Annotated in this window: 22 protein-coding genes and 1 pseudogene; 16 read left to right on the top strand and 7 right to left on the bottom strand. The window is 69.5% G+C overall.

What is annotated here, in order from left to right:
* Window positions 1–2 precede the first annotated feature (2 nt).
* The 8 genes from IEY89_RS22390 (at window position 3) to IEY89_RS22355 (ending at window position 5,811) form a co-directional block, all read left to right on the top strand.
* Complete coding sequence (locus tag IEY89_RS22390) at window positions 3–779, top strand: ABC transporter ATP-binding protein (protein ID WP_189149258.1); 777 nt, start codon at window positions 3–5, stop codon at window positions 777–779.
* Entirely contained in the window at window positions 776–1,534 is a 759-nt protein-coding gene (locus IEY89_RS22385; RefSeq protein ID WP_189149257.1) for an ABC transporter ATP-binding protein, read from the top strand. Before IEY89_RS22390 ends, IEY89_RS22385 begins: the two co-directional genes overlap by 4 nt.
* Window positions 1,531–2,181 (top strand): NADPH-dependent F420 reductase, encoded by a 651-nt coding sequence (locus IEY89_RS22380; RefSeq protein WP_189149256.1) that lies wholly within the window; start codon window positions 1,531–1,533, stop codon window positions 2,179–2,181. The genes IEY89_RS22385 and IEY89_RS22380 overlap by 4 nt, the downstream gene beginning before the upstream one ends.
* 61 nt (window positions 2,182–2,242) lie before the next feature.
* Window positions 2,243–2,659 carry an SRPBCC family protein gene (locus tag IEY89_RS22375; RefSeq protein ID WP_189149255.1) on the top strand — a complete coding sequence of 139 codons (417 nt, stop codon included), beginning with the start codon at window positions 2,243–2,245 and terminating at the stop codon, window positions 2,657–2,659.
* Window positions 2,652–3,359: an SDR family NAD(P)-dependent oxidoreductase gene (locus IEY89_RS22370; RefSeq protein ID WP_189149254.1), complete on the top strand. Its 708-nt coding sequence runs from the start codon at window positions 2,652–2,654 to the stop codon at window positions 3,357–3,359. The genes IEY89_RS22375 and IEY89_RS22370 overlap by 8 nt, the downstream gene beginning before the upstream one ends.
* Window positions 3,360–3,387: 28 nt before the next feature.
* Entirely contained in the window at window positions 3,388–4,122 is a 735-nt protein-coding gene (locus tag IEY89_RS22365; protein WP_189149253.1) for a CoA transferase subunit A, read from the top strand.
* Window positions 4,119–4,772, top strand: coding sequence for a 3-oxoacid CoA-transferase subunit B (locus tag IEY89_RS22360; RefSeq protein ID WP_373287276.1), 654 nt, complete (start codon window positions 4,119–4,121; stop codon window positions 4,770–4,772). Before IEY89_RS22365 ends, IEY89_RS22360 begins: the two co-directional genes overlap by 4 nt.
* 148 nt (window positions 4,773–4,920) lie before the next feature.
* Complete coding sequence (locus IEY89_RS22355) at window positions 4,921–5,811, top strand: IclR family transcriptional regulator (RefSeq protein WP_189149252.1); 891 nt, start codon at window positions 4,921–4,923, stop codon at window positions 5,809–5,811.
* A 38-nt stretch (window positions 5,812–5,849) separates the two neighbouring features.
* Here the strand turns inward: IEY89_RS22355 and IEY89_RS22350 are convergent, their stop codons facing one another.
* The 3 genes from IEY89_RS22350 to IEY89_RS22340 are packed head-to-tail and all read right to left on the bottom strand — an operon-like array spanning window position 5,850 to window position 8,075.
* Window positions 5,850–6,626, bottom strand: coding sequence for a cupin domain-containing protein (locus tag IEY89_RS22350; RefSeq protein WP_189149251.1), 777 nt, complete (start codon window positions 6,624–6,626; stop codon window positions 5,850–5,852).
* Between the two features lies 1 nt (window position 6,627).
* On the bottom strand, window positions 6,628–7,563 hold the full coding sequence (locus IEY89_RS22345; protein ID WP_189149250.1) for a fumarylacetoacetate hydrolase family protein: 936 nt from the start codon (window positions 7,561–7,563) through the stop codon (window positions 6,628–6,630).
* Window positions 7,560–8,075 (bottom strand): flavin reductase family protein, encoded by a 516-nt coding sequence (locus tag IEY89_RS22340; RefSeq protein WP_189149249.1) that lies wholly within the window; start codon window positions 8,073–8,075, stop codon window positions 7,560–7,562. The genes IEY89_RS22345 and IEY89_RS22340 overlap by 4 nt, the downstream gene beginning before the upstream one ends.
* A 573-nt stretch (window positions 8,076–8,648) precedes the next feature.
* Between IEY89_RS22340 and IEY89_RS22335 the strand changes: the two genes are divergently transcribed.
* The 8 genes and pseudogenes from IEY89_RS22335 to IEY89_RS41705 all read left to right on the top strand — a co-directional run bounded on the left by IEY89_RS22335 (window position 8,649) and on the right by IEY89_RS41705 (window position 13,082).
* Window positions 8,649–8,975 carry a gas vesicle protein GvpO gene (locus IEY89_RS22335; protein WP_189149248.1) on the top strand — a complete coding sequence of 109 codons (327 nt, stop codon included), beginning with the start codon at window positions 8,649–8,651 and terminating at the stop codon, window positions 8,973–8,975.
* Between the two features lie 237 nt (window positions 8,976–9,212).
* Window positions 9,213–9,438: pseudogene (gene gvpJ / locus IEY89_RS22330) on the top strand (gas vesicle protein GvpJ); the annotation flags it as partial.
* 785 nt (window positions 9,439–10,223) lie between these two features.
* Window positions 10,224–10,937, top strand: a complete 714-nt coding sequence (locus IEY89_RS22325; RefSeq protein WP_189149247.1) for a GvpL/GvpF family gas vesicle protein — start codon at window positions 10,224–10,226, stop codon at window positions 10,935–10,937.
* A 65-nt stretch (window positions 10,938–11,002) separates the two neighbouring features.
* Window positions 11,003–11,290 carry a gas vesicle protein GvpG gene (locus tag IEY89_RS22320; RefSeq protein WP_189149246.1) on the top strand — a complete coding sequence of 96 codons (288 nt, stop codon included), beginning with the start codon at window positions 11,003–11,005 and terminating at the stop codon, window positions 11,288–11,290.
* Window positions 11,287–11,652, top strand: coding sequence for a gas vesicle protein (locus IEY89_RS22315; RefSeq protein ID WP_189149245.1), 366 nt, complete (start codon window positions 11,287–11,289; stop codon window positions 11,650–11,652). Before IEY89_RS22320 ends, IEY89_RS22315 begins: the two co-directional genes overlap by 4 nt.
* Window positions 11,642–12,487, top strand: a complete 846-nt coding sequence (locus IEY89_RS22310) for a GvpL/GvpF family gas vesicle protein (RefSeq protein ID WP_189149244.1) — start codon at window positions 11,642–11,644, stop codon at window positions 12,485–12,487. The genes IEY89_RS22315 and IEY89_RS22310 overlap by 11 nt, the downstream gene beginning before the upstream one ends.
* On the top strand, window positions 12,484–12,669 hold the full coding sequence (locus tag IEY89_RS22305) for a gas vesicle protein (RefSeq protein WP_189149243.1): 186 nt from the start codon (window positions 12,484–12,486) through the stop codon (window positions 12,667–12,669). The genes IEY89_RS22310 and IEY89_RS22305 overlap by 4 nt, the downstream gene beginning before the upstream one ends.
* Before the next feature lie 143 nt (window positions 12,670–12,812).
* Complete coding sequence (locus tag IEY89_RS41705) at window positions 12,813–13,082, top strand: gas vesicle protein K (protein ID WP_308437461.1); 270 nt, start codon at window positions 12,813–12,815, stop codon at window positions 13,080–13,082.
* A gap of 441 nt (window positions 13,083–13,523) precedes the next feature.
* Here the strand turns inward: IEY89_RS41705 and IEY89_RS22295 are convergent, their stop codons facing one another.
* The 4 genes from IEY89_RS22295 to IEY89_RS22280 all read right to left on the bottom strand — a co-directional run bounded on the left by IEY89_RS22295 (window position 13,524) and on the right by IEY89_RS22280 (window position 18,683).
* Window positions 13,524–14,855 (bottom strand): MFS transporter, encoded by a 1,332-nt coding sequence (locus IEY89_RS22295; protein WP_189149241.1) that lies wholly within the window; start codon window positions 14,853–14,855, stop codon window positions 13,524–13,526.
* 362 nt (window positions 14,856–15,217) lie between these two features.
* Complete coding sequence (locus IEY89_RS22290; RefSeq protein ID WP_229695364.1) at window positions 15,218–16,549, bottom strand: acyl-CoA dehydrogenase family protein; 1,332 nt, start codon at window positions 16,547–16,549, stop codon at window positions 15,218–15,220.
* Window positions 16,550–16,812: 263 nt separating this feature from the next.
* Window positions 16,813–17,328 (bottom strand): nuclear transport factor 2 family protein, encoded by a 516-nt coding sequence (locus IEY89_RS22285; RefSeq protein ID WP_189149240.1) that lies wholly within the window; start codon window positions 17,326–17,328, stop codon window positions 16,813–16,815.
* Window positions 17,325–18,683, bottom strand: coding sequence for an acyl-CoA dehydrogenase family protein (locus tag IEY89_RS22280; protein WP_189149239.1), 1,359 nt, complete (start codon window positions 18,681–18,683; stop codon window positions 17,325–17,327). Before IEY89_RS22280 ends, IEY89_RS22285 begins: the two co-directional genes overlap by 4 nt.
* Window positions 18,684–18,719 lie beyond the last annotated feature (36 nt).

The following is an 18,719-nucleotide window of genomic DNA, read 5'->3' as shown; positions in this document are numbered from 1 at the left end:
GCATGCCGAGTCCGGTTCTGTCCGCGCGCGGTGTCGGCGTACGGTACGGCGGGGTACAGGCGCTCTCCGGCGTCGACATCGAGGTGTGTCCCGGCCAGATCGTGGGCCTGATCGGCCCCAACGGGGCGGGGAAGACCACGTTCATCGACGCCGTCACCGGTTTCGTACGGTGCACGGGCAGCGTCGAGGTGGCCGACCGTGATGTCGGGCGGATGCGCCCACACGCCCGAGTACGAGTGGGCCTCGGCCGGACGTGGCAGGCCGTGGAACTCTTCGACGCACTCACGGTGGCGGAGAACCTGGCTGTCGCCGCCCGCCGGCCCACGGTCTGGACGACACTCCGTGAGCTGGTGGTCAACGGCGACACGGCCAAGCCCCCGGTGGGCCACGCCCTGGAGGCGCTCGGCATCGTGGACCTCGCAGACGCGATGCCCGGGGAGCTCTCGGAGGGGCAGCGCAAGCTGGTCGGCATGGCCCGGGCCTTCGTGGGTGATCCGAAAGTGGTGCTGCTGGACGAGCCGGCAGCAGGCCTGGACACCGACGAGAGCGCGGAGCTCGGCAAGCAGCTGCGACGAATCGGCGATCAGGGCACCCCGATGCTGCTCATCGACCACGACATCAACCTCGTGTTCGCCATCTGCGACCACGTGGTCGTCCTGGAGTTCGGCCAGGTCATCGCCACGGGCCACCCGGCGGACGTGCGCCGTGACCCCAAGGTGGTCTCCGCCTACCTGGGATCGGCCGCCTCCGACGACATCAGGGTCGGGGAGGAAACGTGACCGGACCAGTACTGCGCATCAAAGGGCTGACCGCCGGATACGGCAGGGCCGATGTCGTTCGCGACGTCCATCTGGAGGTCGGAAAGGGTGAGGTGGTGGCCCTGCTGGGCCCCAACGGGGCCGGCAAGACCACGACGTTGCGCGCGCTCTCCGGTCTGGTGAAGGTCTCGGCGGGTTCCGTGTCGATGGACGGGCAGGACCTGACCGGACTGACACCCGCCGCACGGGCCCGCCGTGCCATCGCGCACGTCCCGGAGGACCGCGGACTGTTCCGCGGTCTGACGGTGGCGGAGCATCTCAGGCTCGGACCGCGCGGCGAGCGACTCGACCCGGACACGGCCTACCGGTACTTCCCGGCGCTGCCGGCGATCGCCGACCGACGGGCGGGCGTGCTGTCCGGCGGCGAGCAGCAGATGCTGGCGGTCGGACGTGCCCTGGCCCGCAGGCCCTCACTGCTGGTGCTCGACGAGCTCAGCCTCGGGTTGGCACCGGTGATCGTCGAGCGGTTGCTGCCGGTGATCCGGACCTACGCCGACGAGAGCGGCTGCGCCGTCCTGCTGGTCGAGCAGCATGTGCACCTCGCCCTCGAGATCTCGGACCGGGCCTATCTGATGGCCCACGGTGCCGGCAGCGACAGCCACGACGCCGCGGTACTGCGGCGAGACCGCAGTGTGATCCAGGCCAGCTATCTGGGTGGCCAGGAGTGGACACCCCCAGCTGATCGTGAAGAAGAACGAGACGGAGAAACACAATGAGGATCGGAATGATCGGGGCCGGCCGGATGGGGCAGGCGCTCACAGGTCTCTTCGTGGCGGCCGGCCACGACGTGGTGCTGGCGAACTCGCGAGGCCCCGAGTCACTGGCCGGGTTGGCGGCCCAGTTCGGTGAGCACACCAGTGCTGCCGATGTCCCCGGCGCCGTGGCGGGGAGCGACATCGTCGTTCTGGCCACACCCTGGGGCAGGACCGAGGCGGCGGTGTCGGTGGTCGGGGACTGGTCCGGCGTGGTGGTGGTCGACACCACCAACAACCGCACCAAGCCCGGCCCCGACGGCCTCATCGACATCGGGGACCGCGTCTCCAGCGAGGTCGTCGCCGAGTTCGTGCCCGGCGCACGCCTGGTGAAGGCGTTCAACACCACGCCCGTCCCGTTCCTGGTCAAGGGCCTGGGCTCGTCGGCGGGCGAGGACAACGCGGTGTACGTCGCCGGGGACGACGCCGCCGCCAAGGCGCTCGTCGGGGCGCTCATCGCCGGCATCGGCGGGGAAGCCGTCGACACCGGTGGCCTGCACACCGGCGGTTGGCTGCAGGGCATGTCCGGTCCGTTGGCCGGAACCCTGGAGATGATCACGCCGACGGATGCCCGGGCCCGCCTGGCAAAGGCCCTCGACCAGGTGCGTTAGCACCCGGCGCGCCAAGCACACCTCTTCACGCACACCCCCTTACAGGAAATGAGAGATCGACATGGCCATCGTCAACGTCAGCAAGTCCATAGCGCTCAAGGCCCCGGCCGACCAGGTGTGGGCGTTCGTGAGTGACTTCGGCGGGTACGCCGCGTGGCAGCCGCACATCGCCTCCGTCGAACTGCGTCCCGACGGCGACCGCCTGGTCAACTTCACCCGCGGCGACTCGGTGCTCGACCGGATCTCCGCCCAGGACGACACGGCACGCACCCTCACCTACGAACTCGTCCCCGGCCAGAAGACGCCCATGAAGAAGCTCGCCGCCACGTTCACGGTGACCGGGTCCGGTGCCGGCAGCGATGTCGAGTACGCCATCGAGGTCGACGTGCCCGACGAGATGGCGGACCTCGCCCGTGGCGGTATCGGGGCCGACATCGACGGGGCACTCGCCGGCCTCGACACACACTTCAATGGGTGACGCCGACGACGGGGCGCCTGTCGCCCTGGTCACCGGAGGCGCGGGATTCATCGGCGCCGCGATCGTCAAGGCACTGACGGCACGGGGCCACCGTGTCGTCGTCCTCGACCGGGCGGGGGAGGACGCCGTCGATCTCGCGGACGAGAAGCAGGTCCGTGCGGCGGCCCGCTCGGTGCTGGAGCGGCACGGACGCTGTGACGTGCTGGTTCACGCCGGCGTCAACTTCGAACGGGCGGCCCTGCCCGACCTCGACGCCGCACTCGTGCGCAGGATGATGACCGTCAACGTCGAGGCTCCGCTCTGGCTTCTGCAGGAGGTGACGCCGAGCATGGCCGAGCATCACTTCGGCCGGGTCGTGATGGTCGTGTCGGACACGTTCTTCGATCCGCCGCCGGTGCCGGACATGCTCCCGTACGTCATGACCAAGGGCGCCCTGATCGGCGCCGCGCGGGCGCTGGCCCGTTCTCTGGGCGCAGACGGCATCACCGTCAACTGTGTCGCACCCGGCATGACACCGCCCCCGGTGTCCGAGCCGGGACTGGGCTCGAACGTTGCCGAGGGCGTCCGCTCGCGGCAGGCGATCCCACGGACCCTGGTCCCCGAGGACGTGGCCGAGGTCGTGGGTTTCCTCGCCTCCCGGGAGGCCGGAGCCCTCACCGGGCAGACCATCTGCCCGGACGGGGGGCTGGTGCTGCGGTGAACGAGAAGGTGAGGAGTCGGAGCACGTCGTGGACAAGGTAGTCGAGAGCGCCGCCGCGGCTGTCCGGGACATCCCCGACGGAGCGAGCATCGCGGTAGGCGGGTTCGGGACGGCAGGTGTCCCGTGGGGGCTGGTGGCGGCACTGCTCGACCACGGCGCGAAAGACCTCACCGTCGTGACCAACAACTGCGGCGTCAACGGTGCCGGGCTGGTGCGGCTGCTCGAGGAGCACCGCATCAGCAAGGTCGTCGCGTCCTACTTCGGCCAGAACCGGGAGTTCGCCCGCCAATACCTCGCCGGCGAGATCGAGGTCGAACTGACGCCCCAGGGCACGCTGGCCGAACGCCTGCGTGCCGGCGGTGCGGGGATCGCGGCCTTCTTCACTCCGACCGGGGTGGGCACCGTGGTGGCCGAGGGAGGACTCCCTCGGCGCTACGGCGCCGACGGCGATGTCACCGTGGCATCGCCGGCGAAGGAGGTCCGCACCTTCACGGTGAGGGGGCGGGCCAGGGACTTCGTTCTGGAGGAGAGCATCGTCACCGACTACGCGTTCGTCAGGGCAGCGGTCGCGGACCGTCATGGCAACGCCGTCTTCCATGCCGCGGCGATGAACTTCAATCCGGACGTGGCGATGGCCGGGCGCGTCACGGTGGTGGAGGCGGAACGGGTGCTGGAACCCGGCGAGATCGATCCCGACGCGGTGCACCTGCCGGGGGTCTTCGTCCAGAAAGTGGTCACCGCGGACGCCGGGAGGATCGAGTGAAGGTCGGCTGGACCCGCCGGGAGATGGCTGCGCGGGCCGCGCGGGAGCTGCGCGACGGCGAGTGCGTCAACCTCGGCATCGGGCTGCCCACCCAGGTACCCCAGTACCTTGAGCCGGACGTTCATGTGGTGGTCCACAGCGAGAACGGTGTCCTGGCCGTCGGGCCGTATCCCGAGAACGGCCGGGGGGACCCGGAGGTGATCAACGCCGGCACCGAGCAGGTGACCACGTTGCCCGGTGCGGCGTTCTTCTCGTCGTCGATGTCGTTCGCCATGATCCGCGGAGGACACGTGGACACCACGATCCTCGGCGGGATGCAGGTCTCGGCCACCGGAGATCTCGCCAACTGGATGATCCCGGGCCTCTTGGTGAAGGGGATGGGCGGGGCGATGGACCTGGTGAACGGTGCCGGTCGTGTCCTGGTCCTCATGGAGCACGTCGCCAAGGACGGCGCGCCCAAACTGTTGCCCCGGTGCACCCTCCCCCTCACCGGTCGCGGCGTGGTCGACCGGGTCATCACCGATCTCGGTGTGCTGGATGTGACGGCGCAGGGACTGCGACTGGTCGAGCTGGCACCTGGCGTGGACATCGACCTCGTGCTGGGCGCCACCGCGGCTCCGGTCATCGTGACGTCGTGCCGGTCGCAGTGAATCGAAACGGTCCCTACCTCGAGAGACGCCAACTACTCGGCACATAAAGGGCAACCGGTCCGGATCGGGGGCCCTTTGAGGCCGTGGTCCCAGGCAGGTGGGACGAGTACGGCGCCAGATCAGTATCCTGAGGTGGATCGGAGGTCATGTGAAGGAAGAACGCTCGTCTTCGGCCGCCTCGCCCGGCGAGGGCCGGGACATCGGGCATGTCCGGGCGGTCCAGCGCGCGGCCCGCATTGTCACCGCGCTGACGGAGCATCCGTACCCGATGGGCATCGTGGAACTGGCCAAGTTCGTCCAGCTGTCTCCCGGCAGTGTCCACCGGTTGCTGGCGACGCTTGTCAACGTCGGATGGGTGGCACAGAACTCGCGGACCAGCAAGTATCACCTGGGAATGGGCGCCGTGGGCCTTGGCAGCGTGGCGCTGGTGACCAACCCCGTCGTGCACGACGGCCGCATGTACCTCTCCCGGATCGCCCAGTGGTCCGGCCACGACGCGGTGCTGAGCACACTCGTCGGTGCCAAGACGGTGCAGCTGGCGCGTTCGGCCGGTGTCAACACGGAGCTCATCGAGTTCGAGCCGGGGCACCCGCAACCGGCCCATGCGATGGCCGACGGGAAGTTGCTGCTCGCGTACCTGCCGGAGGACGAGGTCGGTGACATCCTCGGGCCCGAGGAGCTGCGGCGGTTCACGCCGAACACGATCACCGATCCCGATCGGATGCGACGTGAGTTCGCCACGATTCGGGCCCAGGGCTACTGCGTCGACAACTACGAGAGGTTCGACACCGGTCGGGGAATCGCGGTCCCGGTGCTGGATCCCGGCGGACGCCCCCTGGCGGCCATGATGTGCCTGGGCAAGCTGGACCCGGCCAAGGACGGGGAGTTGGTCCAGCAACTGCAGTCGGTGGCGCGTGAGATGTCCGACCGCCTGAATGCGACCGGCGACCTGCCGGCCTCGGGGTTCGAACCGGCGCAGTTCCCGGCGGCCGGTGGTGACGCACCCGGCGCCGTCCCCTCAGATCCCGGTCGAGGCTGACCTTCGGGGGCGACCAGGCCCCGAAGGGGGTGGACGGGTCAGTGCTCGGGGGTCAGTGCAAGGCCGCCGGGAGCGACCGTCACGAACATCATCCACCGGTCTCCCCGGCCGCGGGTGACATGGCCGGCTCCGGTCACGTCGTCGATCAGGGCGACGTCACCGGTCACCGGGCTGGTGACGGTGCCGTCACCGGTCTCGTTCTCGGCGCTTCCGTTCAAGGTGATGGCGAACTGTCGGCGCGGCCCGTTGTGCCACACCCCCGGGGCGTAGCCCTCCATTCCGTATGCACGTCGGGTGACGAACGCTCCGATCGACGCCGGCCATGCGTCCACCGGCGGTACCGAGCCGAGGGCGTACGGCCATCGGAAGGGCTCGGAGCGCGAGCGCCCGTCGTCGTCGCGGATCCAGGTCAGAAGGGGCCGACCGGGGCGGGGGTCGTCGTGGGAGCCCACCTGGCGACGACCCGGATCCGGTACCCATCCCGGCGTGGAGACGAAGAACAGCCAGGCGTCGTCCGGCCACTTGAGGGTGACGTCGCCGGAAGCGCCGACATCGAAGCAGACGACGTCACCGGGCTCCAGTTCGCTCGCGTGCTCCCCCCTGACGGAGAGCTCGACGCGACCGGACAGCACCACGACAAGGTGGCAGCCGAGTGCTGGGAGCGCCGGCAGTTCGTCTGCCCGAAGCCGGGCGAGCCAGAACCCGGCTGCCGGGATGGCGTCGTAGGGCCCCTTGTCCCTGGCATCGCGGTAGGGGAGGAGGACCTGACGCACATCCGCGGCTCCGGAGACGTCAGTGACCTGCAGGACACGCACGTCAGGCCTGGACCGTTTCCGGCGTGTACTTGCCGCTCTGCTGCGGCGGTGTGCCCTTGAGGCCGGCAAGGGCACGGTCGTGACGCGTCTCGCGCTTCCAGATGCGCTTGTGGTCGTCGTGCACGTCGATGCGCAGACGTCCGAGGTCGCCGACCTCCAGCTCGACGACATCGCCGTGCATGAGCGGGTGCAGGCCGCCATGGGTGGTTCCGGTGGCCACCAGGTCGCCGGGTTCGAGAGTGTGCAGTGAGGAGACGAACGCGATCGACTCGGCGATGCCGTAGGCCATGTCGTCGGTGGTGAAGTCCTGCATCAGGGTGCCGTTGGTCCAGAGCCGGACCGGAAGGTTCTGCGGATCGGGCACCTCGTCGGCGGTCACGAGGAAGGGGCCGATGGGGCAGAAGGTCTCACGGGACTTCATCTGGTAGAAGGCGTTCTGCCGGGGCGGGATGCCCCGGGCAGAGCCGTCGATGAGGTTGGTGTACCCGAAGACGTGGTCCAGCGCCTCGTCGACGGACACGTTCTGTGCCCTGCGTCCGATGACGACGGCGAGCTCGGCCTCCCCTTCGAACACCGTGGCGGGGACGTCGGGCAGCACCATCCGGTCGCCATGGCCCACGATCGAGTTGGGTGTCTTGGGGAAGCCGTTGATGGGGGGACGTTCGGTGGCGCCCTCCATGTAGTTGCGTGCCATGCAGTCGATGTTCAGCGGCCTCGGGACCGGCGGCCGGACACGGACGGAGTCCAGCGGGACACCGGTTCCCCGCCCGGCCACCTGGCGGATCTTGTCCTCGAACTCCGGCCATCGTGTGATCACGGTCGTCAGCAGTTCCTGCGGGTGCGCCGGTGCCAGGTCCGCGACGGCGCTGCTCACGTCGATGACGGAGTCGCCGTCGTAGACGCCCAGCCGGAAGTCATTGAAGAACAGGAGTTTCACGCGTTTTCCCTTCGGGGTTGGTCGAGGTCGGCCGGTACGAACCGGCCGTACTGGCCCCGGAAGAAGACCAGGGCCCGTCCGTCCTGCGCGGATGCGAGGTCCACCACCCGTGCGACAGCGATCGTGTGGTCGCCGGCGTCGTGTTCCGCGACCAGCTCGCAGTCGAGCCAGGCGATCGCGTCGTCGAGTGCCGGCCCGGTGGCGCGGTGGTGCCAGCGGACCCCGGCGAATCGGTCTGTGCCGGATCGTGCGAACTTCCGCGAGACCTGTTCGTGGTGCGAGGCCAGCACGCTGACGCAGAAGCGCTGTTCGCGCTGGATCAGCGGCCACGTGCTCGACGTGCGTGCGGCGCACACGGCGATCAAGGGCGGGTCGAGCGAGACGGAGGTGATCGAGTTGGCGGCCATCCCCACGGGCCCGCGGGTGGTCGTGCCCGCGAGCACGACCACTCCGGTGGGGAGGTGGCCGAGTACGTTGCGGAACTCGGTCGGCTCGATGCGTCGGGATCCCATGGGGGTGATGGAGGTTCGGTCTCTTCGTAGAGTCATGTTCATATTCCATCTGCCGGAATCTGATTCCGTAAATGTAGTGACGTGTGCCACGCTCGTCAAGCACGGCGCATGCCCCTCCTGGCCGGTCTCCGCGTGGCAGGGCAGGCTCGGCCCGCGGCTCTCCAGCGGTCGGATCGGACGTCGGGACCCGTCCCCGAAGGGCGGACGCCTCTGAGCCGGACTCGGCGGGGCGGGTGAGTCCGGAAGGGGTTGCGCCGTCTCCCCGTACAGAGTGCGGAGGTGGCGGCCGAAGCCGGCCGGACGGTGGTCAGGCCTGTGGACCGCGGCCGGATTGTCCTTCGGTGGGCCCTGTGGGTGCAGTTGGCGCGCGTGACGGGCGGGGCCGCGAAAATTCGTGGGCTTAATGTGGCGGACTTGTGGGTACCGCGTGGACATGACGTGTTGAGATCATGTGCACAACGCTGGGTGAGTCGGAGCATGTCGGACGTGGCGCTCGGGGGACGCACGAAGGGCCTGTCGACGCGTCGTCACCTGGTGCACGCGTACATTCCAGTTGGACGGACCGGACGAACTATGAGCACGAGCGACTTACCCGACCCGGCGTTGCACTCGACGTCGGCGCCACCCGCCGCCGGGACCCCGGCGGTCGGGGCCGTGGGCGCGATGCGCAACGCGCGCGCCCAACTTGCCGAACTCCTGGGCCGTACACCGGAGTCGGTTTCGGCCATCAGCCGCGACGGGACGGGCTGGCAGGTCGACGTCGAGGTTGTGGAGCTGGAGCGCATCCCCGATTCCACCAGTGTCCTCGCTGTCTACCGAGTGAAGCTGGACGCCGACGGTCTTCTTCTCGGCTACGCCCGCAGCCGCCGCTACACCCGAGGCCAGGTCGACCGGCAGTGACGGTGTGCGAGGCGGCTCGCGCAGTGACCGACATACCGGTCCGTCGTCTCCCTCCGGGTGAGGGGATCCCTGCCTCGACTGCCTCGACTGCCGTCGCAGCGTCCATGCCTGCCACGCCCCCATTCCTCCGACCCGGTTGCGCCGGTCCGGGAGCTCACTCCCGTTGCCGCCCGACAGCCCACCGCCGGCGCCCGCCCTGCCCACCCTCGCCCCCCATCTCTGAGAGGGAACTCCCCGATGACCGTACTGACCCAGACCGCCGCCCCCCGCGCCCAGAAGACCGACGGAGGCCTCTACGACATCCTTGACCTGATCCTTGACCGCGGACTCGTGATCGATGTCTTCATCCGGGTGTCGGTGATCGGCATCGAGGTCCTGCGTGTCGATATCCGCATTGTCATCGCCAGCGTCGACACCTACCTGCGCTTCGCGGCGGCGACCAACCGCCTCGACCTGGAGAACCGCGGTACTCCCGTGGTGGCCGCGGCGCCCGCGGTGTTCACGCCGGGCCTGCCCACTGCCGTGGCATCCGGCGGTCAGGCGGTCGGTGCGCCGAGCTTCGCGACGGCTCCCGCTCCCGGAGGTGTCGTCATGCAGGGACAGCCGGTCACCGCCTGGCCGTCCGGCACCGGTGCGGCGGTCCCGGTCGTCGGGAACCTGGGACAGACGGTGGGACAGACGGTGGGTCAGGCACTCGGTACGGTCGGACAGACGGTCGGTGGCGTCGTCGGCGCCGTGGCTCCGACGGTCGGGGGACTGGTCGGCAGCGTGGCGCCGGCGGTCGGGGGGCTGGTCGGCAGTGTGGCGCCGGCGGTAGGCGGAGTGGTCGGCAGCGTGGCTCCGACCGTCGGCGGACTGGTTGGCACCGTGGGGCAGACGGCCGGCACGGTGGTGGGGGCCGTCGCCCCGGTGGCGGCGACCGGGGTGGGCGGTGTGGCCCCGGTGGCGGCGACTGGAGTGGGCGGTGTGGCCCCGGTGGCGGCGACTGGAGTGGGCGGTGTGGCCCCGGTGGCGGCGACCGGGGTGAGCGCTGTGGCCCCGGCGGCCGGAGTCGCGGTCCCCGTGACGAATCCCGTGGTACACGGCGTCGGCGAGATCGGTGCCGTGGAGCAGGCGACGGCGCCCGCCACGCAGGAAGTTGTCGACGCCCCGGGTACGACCGCAGCCGGACCCGAGCAAGCCCCCACCACCGCACGCGGCAGGACCCGGGGCGGCGGTAAGGGACACCAGGGCGGGGAGGCCTGACGGATGCCGCTCTACCTCTATGCGGTCACGGACGTGGACCATCCGCTGCCCGTCGACGGTGCCACCGGAATCGGGGCCTCGCCCGCCCCCCTGAGGGCGGTGCGCGCTGCCCGGGTGGCCGCCGTCGTCAGCGAGGCGCCGGCACAACTACGCGCCAAGCGAAGAGATCTGATCGCCCATCAGAATGTGCTGCTGATGCTCGGGGCCGCGGGTGCCGTGCTGCCCCTGCGCTTCGGCACACTTGCCCCCGACGACGGTGCGGTGCGCCGCGCGCTGGCGGACCAGGAGTCGTTGTTCACCGAGCGGCTCCGAGAGGTCGGGGACCGCGTCGAGTTCAACGTCAAGGCCCTGCAGGACGAGGACACCGCCCTGCGCGATGTCCTGCGGGAGAGTGCGGAAGCCCGCCGCCTGAGCGCCCTCACGCGGGACGGCGCAGGCTCGCACGACGACCAGGTGGCCCTCGGCACGGTCGTCGCAGCCGGGGTCGAGGCGCTCCAGGCGCAGCACGCCCAGGACATCGCCCGCAGACTGGAGCCGCTGGCTCACCGCACCGCCGCGGGTGATCCGACGGGCGAGGTGTTCCTGAACCTGAGCCTGCTGATCGAACGCGGACGGGCCGACGCGTTCGCCGCGTCCGTGGGCCGGATCGCCGAGAGCCTCGGTCACGGGCTGGAACTCAGGGTGACCGGACCTCTTCCGCCCTACAGCTTCGTCTGACCGCGCAACCGCGCAACCGCACCTCGCCCCACCACTACCACCTCCCGACCGGAAGGAGAGCCGTAATGGGTCTGCTGAGTGGCCTGCTCGGTCTGCCACTGGCTCCGCTGCGCGGGGTCGGCTGGGTGCTGGAACAAGTGGTGCAGGAAGCGGAACGGCAGTACGCCGACCCGGCACCCATCCACCGCGAGCTGGCTGAACTGGAGACCGATCTGCTGGCTGGGCGTATCACCGAGGAGGAGTTCGGCCTTCGGGAGGACGAACTGCTGGATCGTCTCGAACAGATCACGAACGACAGCGGCGAGGACTCGGCCGGCTCCGGCGGTCCGGCCCTACAGGAAGGCCCTCAGTGACCGACTCCCTCACGCGGCGGTCAGGTGGTCTGTCGCCCCAACCGGGCAGCGCGGGCAATCTGGCCGACATTCTGGAACGCGTCCTCGACAAAGGGGTCGTGATCGCGGGAGACATCAAAATCAACCTGCTCGACATCGAACTCCTCACCATCAAGCTGCGGTTGCTCGTCGTCTCCGTCGACACCGCGCGCGAGATGGGCATCGACTGGTGGGAGCACGACCCGACGCTGTCCTCCCGCGCCGTACGTCCCGCCCCGTCACCCGACTCCGCCCGCACGGCGGAACTCGCCGCCGAGAACGCACGCCTTCGCGCCGAACTCCAGTCGCTCAACGCCCGGTTGAAGGAACCCGATGATCTCTGAGCACGACACCGCGCCCCCAACAGACCTCCCGGACGCGGTCTACGCCTACGCAGTACTGCTGCTGAACGAGGCGGCCGAGCGGAGCGCCCGAGAACTGCGCGGCGTCGATGGGCTGCCGGTCCGGATCCTGCGCGGTACCGGCACAGCCGCAGTCGTCAGCGACGTACCCGCCGAAGCCTTCACCGAGGAGGCCATCGCGCAACGGCTCGACGACATCACCGACCTGGAACGCCTGGCCCGCGACCATCACCAGGTGATCGCCGCACTGGCCTCCCGAACGGCGGTACTACCCCTCCGGTTGGCCACGGTGTACCTCGACGACGACAGCCTGCTGCGACGTCTGCACGCCGACGACGGCCACTTCCGCGCCACCTTGAACCGGCTGGAGGGCCACGACGAATGGGGCGTCAAGATCTACGCCCGCCCGCAGGCCACCACCCCGCCCCCGGGGGACCGGCCACGCTCCGGGCGTGACTACCTGCGCGCGCGCCGCACCAGCCGGGACGGCCACGACCTGGCACTTCAGGCCGCCGCCGACCTCGGCGCACGAGTGGACCGTACGCTCGCGGAGGCGAACCTGGTCACCGACGTACGGCACCATCGTCCCCAGCCGGCCGCCCTGTCCGCGGAACCGGGGGAGAACGTCGTCAACGCGGCCTATCTCGTGCCGCGAGAGCACACGCGGAGCTTCCAGGACCGTGTGGAGCTGCTCGCCGCCGGGACCGTCGGCGTCCGGCTCGAGATCACCGGTCCCTGGGCCCCGTACTCCTTCGCCTCGCCCCCGCCCGAACAGTCCGAAAGGGCGGACCCCGCGATCGCACAGGTGACGCCGTGACGGCCGGTGGCCCGCCCCACGCGGAGGTCGCTCTGGTCGATCTCCTCGACCGGCTCCTGGCCGGCGGTGTCGTCATCACGGGAGACCTCAGCCTCTGCATCGCCGACGTGGAACTGGTCCGCATCTCCCTGCGAGCCCTGCTCACCTCGGTCGAGGCAGCCACGGAAGGAATCCTGACGTGACATCACACGCCGAGCCCGGACCCGCCCGGCTCCCCGGCGCGCCTACGTCGCCCCCGCCTGCCGACACGGAATGCCCCCTTCCCCTCGGCGCTTGGGCGGAGCAGGCCCCGGACTCCGGACAGTCCCCGGCCCGACGCCTCGACCTGGACAAGGACACGGTCGAACGCGATCTGGTCCGACTGGTACTCACCGTCGTGGAGTTGTTGCGCCAGCTCATGGAACGGCAGGCCATCCGTCGAGTCGAGAAGAACAACCTGACCGAGGAACAGGAAGAGCGCATCGGCATGACACTCATGATTCTCGACGACCGCATGACCGAACTGCGCGAGCGCTACGGCCTGAGCCCCGAAGACCTGAACCTCGACCTCGGCCCACTCGGGCCCCTCCTGCCTCGGCAGGAGGGCCACTACTGAGTTTCCTGTACCGAGTTTCCTGGCGCGGCCACCGAAGGGTATGGACGGGTGACGTCGAGGAGGTGCGCAGCGCGGACCCCGTGCCGCTGGGGAGGTGTCCGGAGGTCTCAACCCAGCGGCACGGAAGCCGCGTTGGCTCCCCTGTTCTGCCGCACTCGGCCCGCACCCCCCCTTTCTCGGGTGTTGATGGCGACGGCGCACAGAGGCGGTCAGGCCAGAAGGGCGTGGAGCGACGGCACGGCGGGAGACCGGGGTCGTAGGCCGGATCGCTCTGGACGCTGCGGGCATACCCTGTCCCGCCGTCCGCCCTGCTCGGCGGACCCGTCGGGACACCCGCCCGCGCCGCTGTGGCCTGCTACACCCGGCTCGCTCGGACATCCCTCACGGCGCCGAGTGCCGCAATGCGTGGGCCGGGGCGCCCCGCCGGACGCCGTCAGGCTGTCACGCCGACCCGGTGGTCTGATCGGGAGCGTTGCCGATCTTCCACTGCGGCGGGAACTTCGGCAGTGACACCGCCAGGGCGACGGCGACCACTGTCAGCGCGGTGAGGGCGAGTACCGGCACCGAGTAGCTTCCGGTCGCGGTCTGTACCGCGCTGACCAGGAACGGCGACATGCCGAGCGACAGGGTGGAGATGGCCAGCGTCAACCCCTGCAGCTGTGCGAACGAGGCGAGGCCGAAGTACCGCGCGATGAGGAAGGGGCCAAGCGACGACTCGGCGCCGGTGGCGAAGCCGAGGAATATCATCGCGAGGAACAGCAGCGGCATCGAGCCGTGGTTCACGAAGGCGATGCCAAGTCCTACCGGCACTGCCGCGAGCATCGGAACCACCACCCGGGGCCGGTCGGTCCTGTCCAGGATCATCCCACCGACGAGGAGTCCGACGACGGACGCGGCGAACAGCGCGGACAAGGACAGCGAGACCGTGGCCTCGCTGAATCCGCGCTCGCTGAAGAAGCTGACCGCGTTCTGCCGCACGGTCATAGGGCCGGCTGCCGCGAAGGCGAGGGAGATCGTGATGGAGATCCAGACCCGCGTCCGGACCGCCTTGCTCAGCGGGATACCCGGAAGGCGTGGCAGCTTCACTTCGGGCCCCGTCACACGCGGCGCTGTCGGCTCCGAGATGAGGAACATGGCCGTGGGGACCGCCACCAGTGCGATCACCACGGCCACGAGCAGGTAGGCCCCCTTCCACCCGAGGCCGGCGCTGCCGCTGATCAGCCACTGGAACACGGGCGAGAACACGGCGGCGGCCAGACTGGAGGCGACACCGATGAGGGCGAATCCGACTCCCTTGTGCTGCGGCAGCCAGGTCGAAACGACCTTGAAGACGACAGCGAGCCCTGACATGAAACCGAACGTGGACGCCAGGCTCAGCACGACCGCCAGCAACGGCACGCTGGACCCGCACAGTGGGACGAGGGCCGTCAGCCCGGCGTAGAGGACGGCGGAGGGGATCGCGACCCGGCGCGCGCCCAGTCGATCGACCCAACGGCCCGCGAAGGGCAGGGTGATCGGCCCGATCAGTAGGGGAAAGGTGACGAACACGAGGATGCCCGCGGATTCGGCGACACCCGTGTCCTCGGCGAACGACGGCACGACGAACGTCGTCATCGCGGACAGCCCGGAAGGACTCACCAGCATGAGGAGAAGACAGCCGGCCAGTGCGGCCTTGGCACTCGGTGGTGCATTCCAGAGGTCGGCGAGATAGGACTTCCAGCCTGCTTCGGACGATGACGGGACGGTGTCGTCCGTCGGCACGGAAGTGGTCATGGGAAAGCCTCCGTTACGGATGCGCCGCGACCCCATTGGCGCGGCAGCTATGTCAGAGGTCGGCTCGATCGGTCATGGGCACGGCGGCGGGGCTGTGCCGGCGGCGATGTTCTTCCCCGTCGCTCGGGGTGCAGCGTGCGTCAACTGCTCATGTTTGTTGACCTGTTGGGCCCGACCGCGCACCGGTACCGAACCTGGTGGAGCCGGGCCCGGGAAGAGGGGCCTGCGGCAGGCCGACTGCGGGATCCGCTCCTGCCGCAGGCCCCGCCTACCAGCGCTGTGGCTTCGCCCTTCGTGTCGGTGGCAGCGCTGCCCGGATCAGCGGGTGACGCGGCTCCGGCGTCGCGACGAGCGGAATCGATTCACGCGGGGCGCGGCACCGGGCCCGGGACGTTGCCGTTGACGGGGTTCGGGGGCAGCTTCCCGGGAGGAGGCGAACTGAGGGCTGCCATCACCGGCAGCGGCTCGAACCCGAAGATGTCCCGACCGTTGATCTCGGCCATCGGATCGATCCGGAACGCGCCGTGGGTCGCCAGCACATGCACGTCCCGGACGAACCGCTGGATCGGGTTGGACAGGCCGACGGTCGAGGAACCGAGCGCCAGCTGGAGTCCGTCGATCACACGGAGACACTCGTGGATCTGATGGACGAGGTCCATCGTGATCTCCGGTTCCTCCCACGGGTGGAAGTCCTCACCCGCCACCGCGCGCCGGTCGATCTCGTCCACCTGCCGCTCGATGACCGCCGCGGCGGTGTTGATGACGGCCCTGGCCTTGCCCGCCACGACCTGCGTCGAGGCCATGGCGGCCATGTTCGGATACGGCAGATTGAACGGCGGTCGCTTGGCGGCCTGTTCGACGAACGCGTCGAGAGCTCCCTCGGTCATGCCCAGAGCGAGCGCCGCGAACGCCGTCGTCGTGGCGACCATGGTTCCGATCGCGGAGTGCATGAATCCGACTCCCTGGTACTTGCCGCGCAGGGCGTCCATCCGCGCGGGCATGTCCATGGTGTGGATGACCCGGTACTCGGGGACGAACACCTCCTCGTCGACCTGCACGCTGTTGCTGGAGGTGGCGCTCATGCCCATGACCTGCCAGTCGTCGACGATCGTGTACTGCTCCGGGGAGAGGAGCCCCATCGCACGACGGCGTTCTCCCGTGTCGGGGTCGTCGTACTCGAACCCGACCGAGCCCCACTTCGCGATCTTGCAGCCGCTGCCGAACGCCCAGCGGCCCTTCACCATCCAGCCGCCTTCGACCTTGCGCCCGTCGCCCACCTTCGGCGCGAACACGGTGGCTCCGAACAGGAGCGGTCCCTGCCAGGTCTCGATGTCGGCGAAGACCTCGTCCTTCACGCGGTCGTCGAGTGCGAGCGCGCTCCGGGACGCGCTGGACACGATCACCGTCCAGCCGGCCGACCCGTCGATACGTCCGAGCTCACGCACCACCTCGGTGGTGTCGCGTGCGCCGAGTGCGAACCCACCCAGCTCCACCGGGATGGTGATGCGGAATACGCCGATCTCGTGCAGTACCGAGACCGTCTCCGGGGCGAGTGCGCCCCGCAGCTCCCCCTCGCGGGCACGTTCGGCAAGGCCAGGCGCCGCCGCGCGCACCGCGTCGCGCATTCGCCGTCCCTCCTCGCTGAGATAGGGCGACTCGGGGAACCTGGTCACTTGGGGCAACGTCATGGTCATCTCGGTTCTCTTTCTTCGTCCTTGGGCATCGCCGGACGCGCTCATTCACTGCGCAAGGGCGGCGGCGGACGGTTCAGATACAGGGGCGGGAGCGCCTCGGCCGCGTGGCTACGGGCGTTGGGCGCGGCCTTCGGGATCGAGCTGGCCGATCTCGGAACCGCCGTGCGCCACCGGGCTGTTGTACGTCCGCTGCTCGGTGGGGAGCGCGACGTGGCCGGAGCATGTGCTGCGGCCGTGATCTGTGACTGGGCCGGGCTCGCCCGTCAGTTCCCCGGCAGTGGCGCGGCCATCTTGCGGAAGGCACTCCAGTGCTCGGCAAGCTTGCCGTCACGCACGCGGAACACGGTCAGGATGTACCAGTCGTAGGTCTTGTCGGGGCTCACCGGGTCCGGCGTCGGCGCTTTCATCATGACGCACGCCAGATCGCCCTCCAGGACCACGTTCACCACCGGCGGCGGAGTGCCGTGGCCGGTCGGCACGTGGCGGAAGTGCTCGATGAGGTTGTCCAGGCCGTTGCCGGGCGCGTTCGGGTCGTGCTGGATGTAGTCCTCGACGATGTAACGCTTCATCACGTCAACGACGTTCTCCTCCACGGTGCCGTCGCGCACCATGCGGGCGAGGTCCGCCTCGAAGTCGACCAGCAGACGCTTGAGGGCGGTCCGCTCGGGCGTCTCGGCCTGAGCGACGGCGGCCTTGTAGTCCTCGCGGTCGAGCCAGGTCTCGTACAGCGCGGGATCGGTGATGTGCGCGATGCCGTCGATGATGCTGAAGTCGTTCATGCGCGGACGGGCTCCTTGTCGTGGGGCGAATCTGTTGGGTTACGGCGTTCGGGGACGGCGCCGCCGATCATGGCGAAGGGGGCCAGGCCCAGGAGCCGGCGCCCGTTCTGCTCCGCCAGCGGGTCGACGCGGATCGCGCCGTGCGAGGTGAGGACGCGGACGTCTCGGACGAACCGCTGGATCGGGTTCGACAGGCTCACGGTGGACGAGCCGATCGTCTTCTGCAGCAGGTTGATCGCGTCCTCGCACATGTTCGCCGCGTACGCGATGGAGAGGCTGATCTCGGACTCCTCCGGCGGGGTGAAGTCGAGTCCCTGCGCCGTCCGCGCGTCGATCTGGTCGGCCGTGCCTTCGATGGCAGCGGCGGCGAGGTTGATCATCGCGAGCGCCTTGCCCGCCGCGACCTGGGCCGACGCCATGTCGCCGATCGTGGGATACGGAAGGGTGAAGGGCTCGCGCTTGGCGGCCTGTTCGGTGAAGCAGTCGAGCGCTCCCCGCGCCATTCCCAGAGCGATCGCGATGTTCGCGAGTGACGCGCAGAGCAGCAGCGCCAGACCGCGCTGGGCGAAGCCGACGCCTGTGTAGCGGTCACGCACCTGCTGCAGCCGCAGGGGGAAGTCGCCGAGGTCGATGTAACGGTGCGCCGGGACGAACACCTCTTCCTGCACGCGAAGGCTGTTGCTGGCCGATCCCGACAGCCCCATGACTGTCCAGTCGTCGAGAATCTCGTACTGCTCCCGGCGGAACGCGACCATGCCGCGTCCGCTGCCCCCTCCGGCTTCCGCGGGGTCGTACTCGACGCCGACCAGCGCCCAGCTCGCGTGCTTGCAGCAGCTGCCGAACGCCCACTTGCCCTGCACCATCCATCCGCCGTCGACGGGTCGGGCAGTGCCGACCTTGGTCGCGAACACGGAGGCACCCACGATGGCAGGCCCGACCCAGTCCTCGGTCTCGGCGCGCACCTCGTCGACCACCTGGGCATCCATCGCGAGCAGGTTCTTCAGGCCCACGCCCACGAACCCGGCCCACCCGGCGGAGCCGTCGCCCTCGCTGAGCGCGCTGATCACCTCGACCAGGTCCCGTGCGCCGAGGCCGTACCCACCCCACTCGACGGGCATGGACATGCGAAAGACACCGGCGTTGTCGATCGCTAGGAGGACCTCGGGAGTGAGCGCCGCGATCTTCTCTCCCTCGCGGGCCTGCGAGCGGATCAGGGGGATCAGGTCGCGCACCCGGTCACGGATCCGGCGGCCCTCGTCGCTGATCCACGGGGAGACGACGGCTGAGGTGGGCACCGGGGGTGGAAGCGGCGGCAGTTGGGCGTTGGGTGAGCGCGGCGGGGGTGCGGGGGGCATCGGAACACCGTCATTTCTCTTTCGTGCACTGAGCTG

This window comes from Streptomyces lacrimifluminis (assembly GCF_014646095.1).
Lineage (GTDB): Bacteria > Actinomycetota > Actinomycetes > Streptomycetales > Streptomycetaceae > Streptomyces > Streptomyces lacrimifluminis.
Note: the sequence above shows the minus strand (reverse complement) of the source record. Positions and strands in the feature narration are given on the sequence as shown.

Excerpts from the sequence above, each read along its gene's own strand:
- IEY89_RS22335 (WP_189149248.1), top strand. The coding sequence starts at position 8,649 with ATGAGCACGAGCGACTTACCCGACCCGGCGTTGCACTCGACGTCGGCG.
- IEY89_RS22320 (WP_189149246.1), top strand. The coding sequence starts at position 11,003 with ATGGGTCTGCTGAGTGGCCTGCTCGGTCTGCCACTGGCTCCGCTGCGC.
- IEY89_RS22380 (WP_189149256.1), top strand. The coding sequence starts at position 1,531 with ATGAGGATCGGAATGATCGGGGCCGGCCGGATGGGGCAGGCGCTCACA.
- IEY89_RS22325 (WP_189149247.1), top strand. The coding sequence starts at position 10,224 with ATGCCGCTCTACCTCTATGCGGTCACGGACGTGGACCATCCGCTGCCC.
- IEY89_RS22285 (WP_189149240.1), bottom strand. The coding sequence starts at position 17,328 with ATGAACGACTTCAGCATCATCGACGGCATCGCGCACATCACCGATCCC.
- IEY89_RS22390 (WP_189149258.1), top strand. The coding sequence starts at position 3 with ATGCCGAGTCCGGTTCTGTCCGCGCGCGGTGTCGGCGTACGGTACGGC.
- IEY89_RS22290 (WP_229695364.1), bottom strand. The coding sequence starts at position 16,549 with ATGACCATGACGTTGCCCCAAGTGACCAGGTTCCCCGAGTCGCCCTAT.
- IEY89_RS22375 (WP_189149255.1), top strand. The coding sequence starts at position 2,243 with ATGGCCATCGTCAACGTCAGCAAGTCCATAGCGCTCAAGGCCCCGGCC.
- IEY89_RS22370 (WP_189149254.1), top strand. The coding sequence starts at position 2,652 with ATGGGTGACGCCGACGACGGGGCGCCTGTCGCCCTGGTCACCGGAGGC.
- IEY89_RS22280 (WP_189149239.1), bottom strand. The coding sequence starts at position 18,683 with ATGCCCCCCGCACCCCCGCCGCGCTCACCCAACGCCCAACTGCCGCCG.
- IEY89_RS22310 (WP_189149244.1), top strand. The coding sequence starts at position 11,642 with ATGATCTCTGAGCACGACACCGCGCCCCCAACAGACCTCCCGGACGCG.
- IEY89_RS22295 (WP_189149241.1), bottom strand. The coding sequence starts at position 14,855 with ATGACCACTTCCGTGCCGACGGACGACACCGTCCCGTCATCGTCCGAA.
- IEY89_RS22340 (WP_189149249.1), bottom strand. The coding sequence starts at position 8,075 with ATGGGATCCCGACGCATCGAGCCGACCGAGTTCCGCAACGTACTCGGC.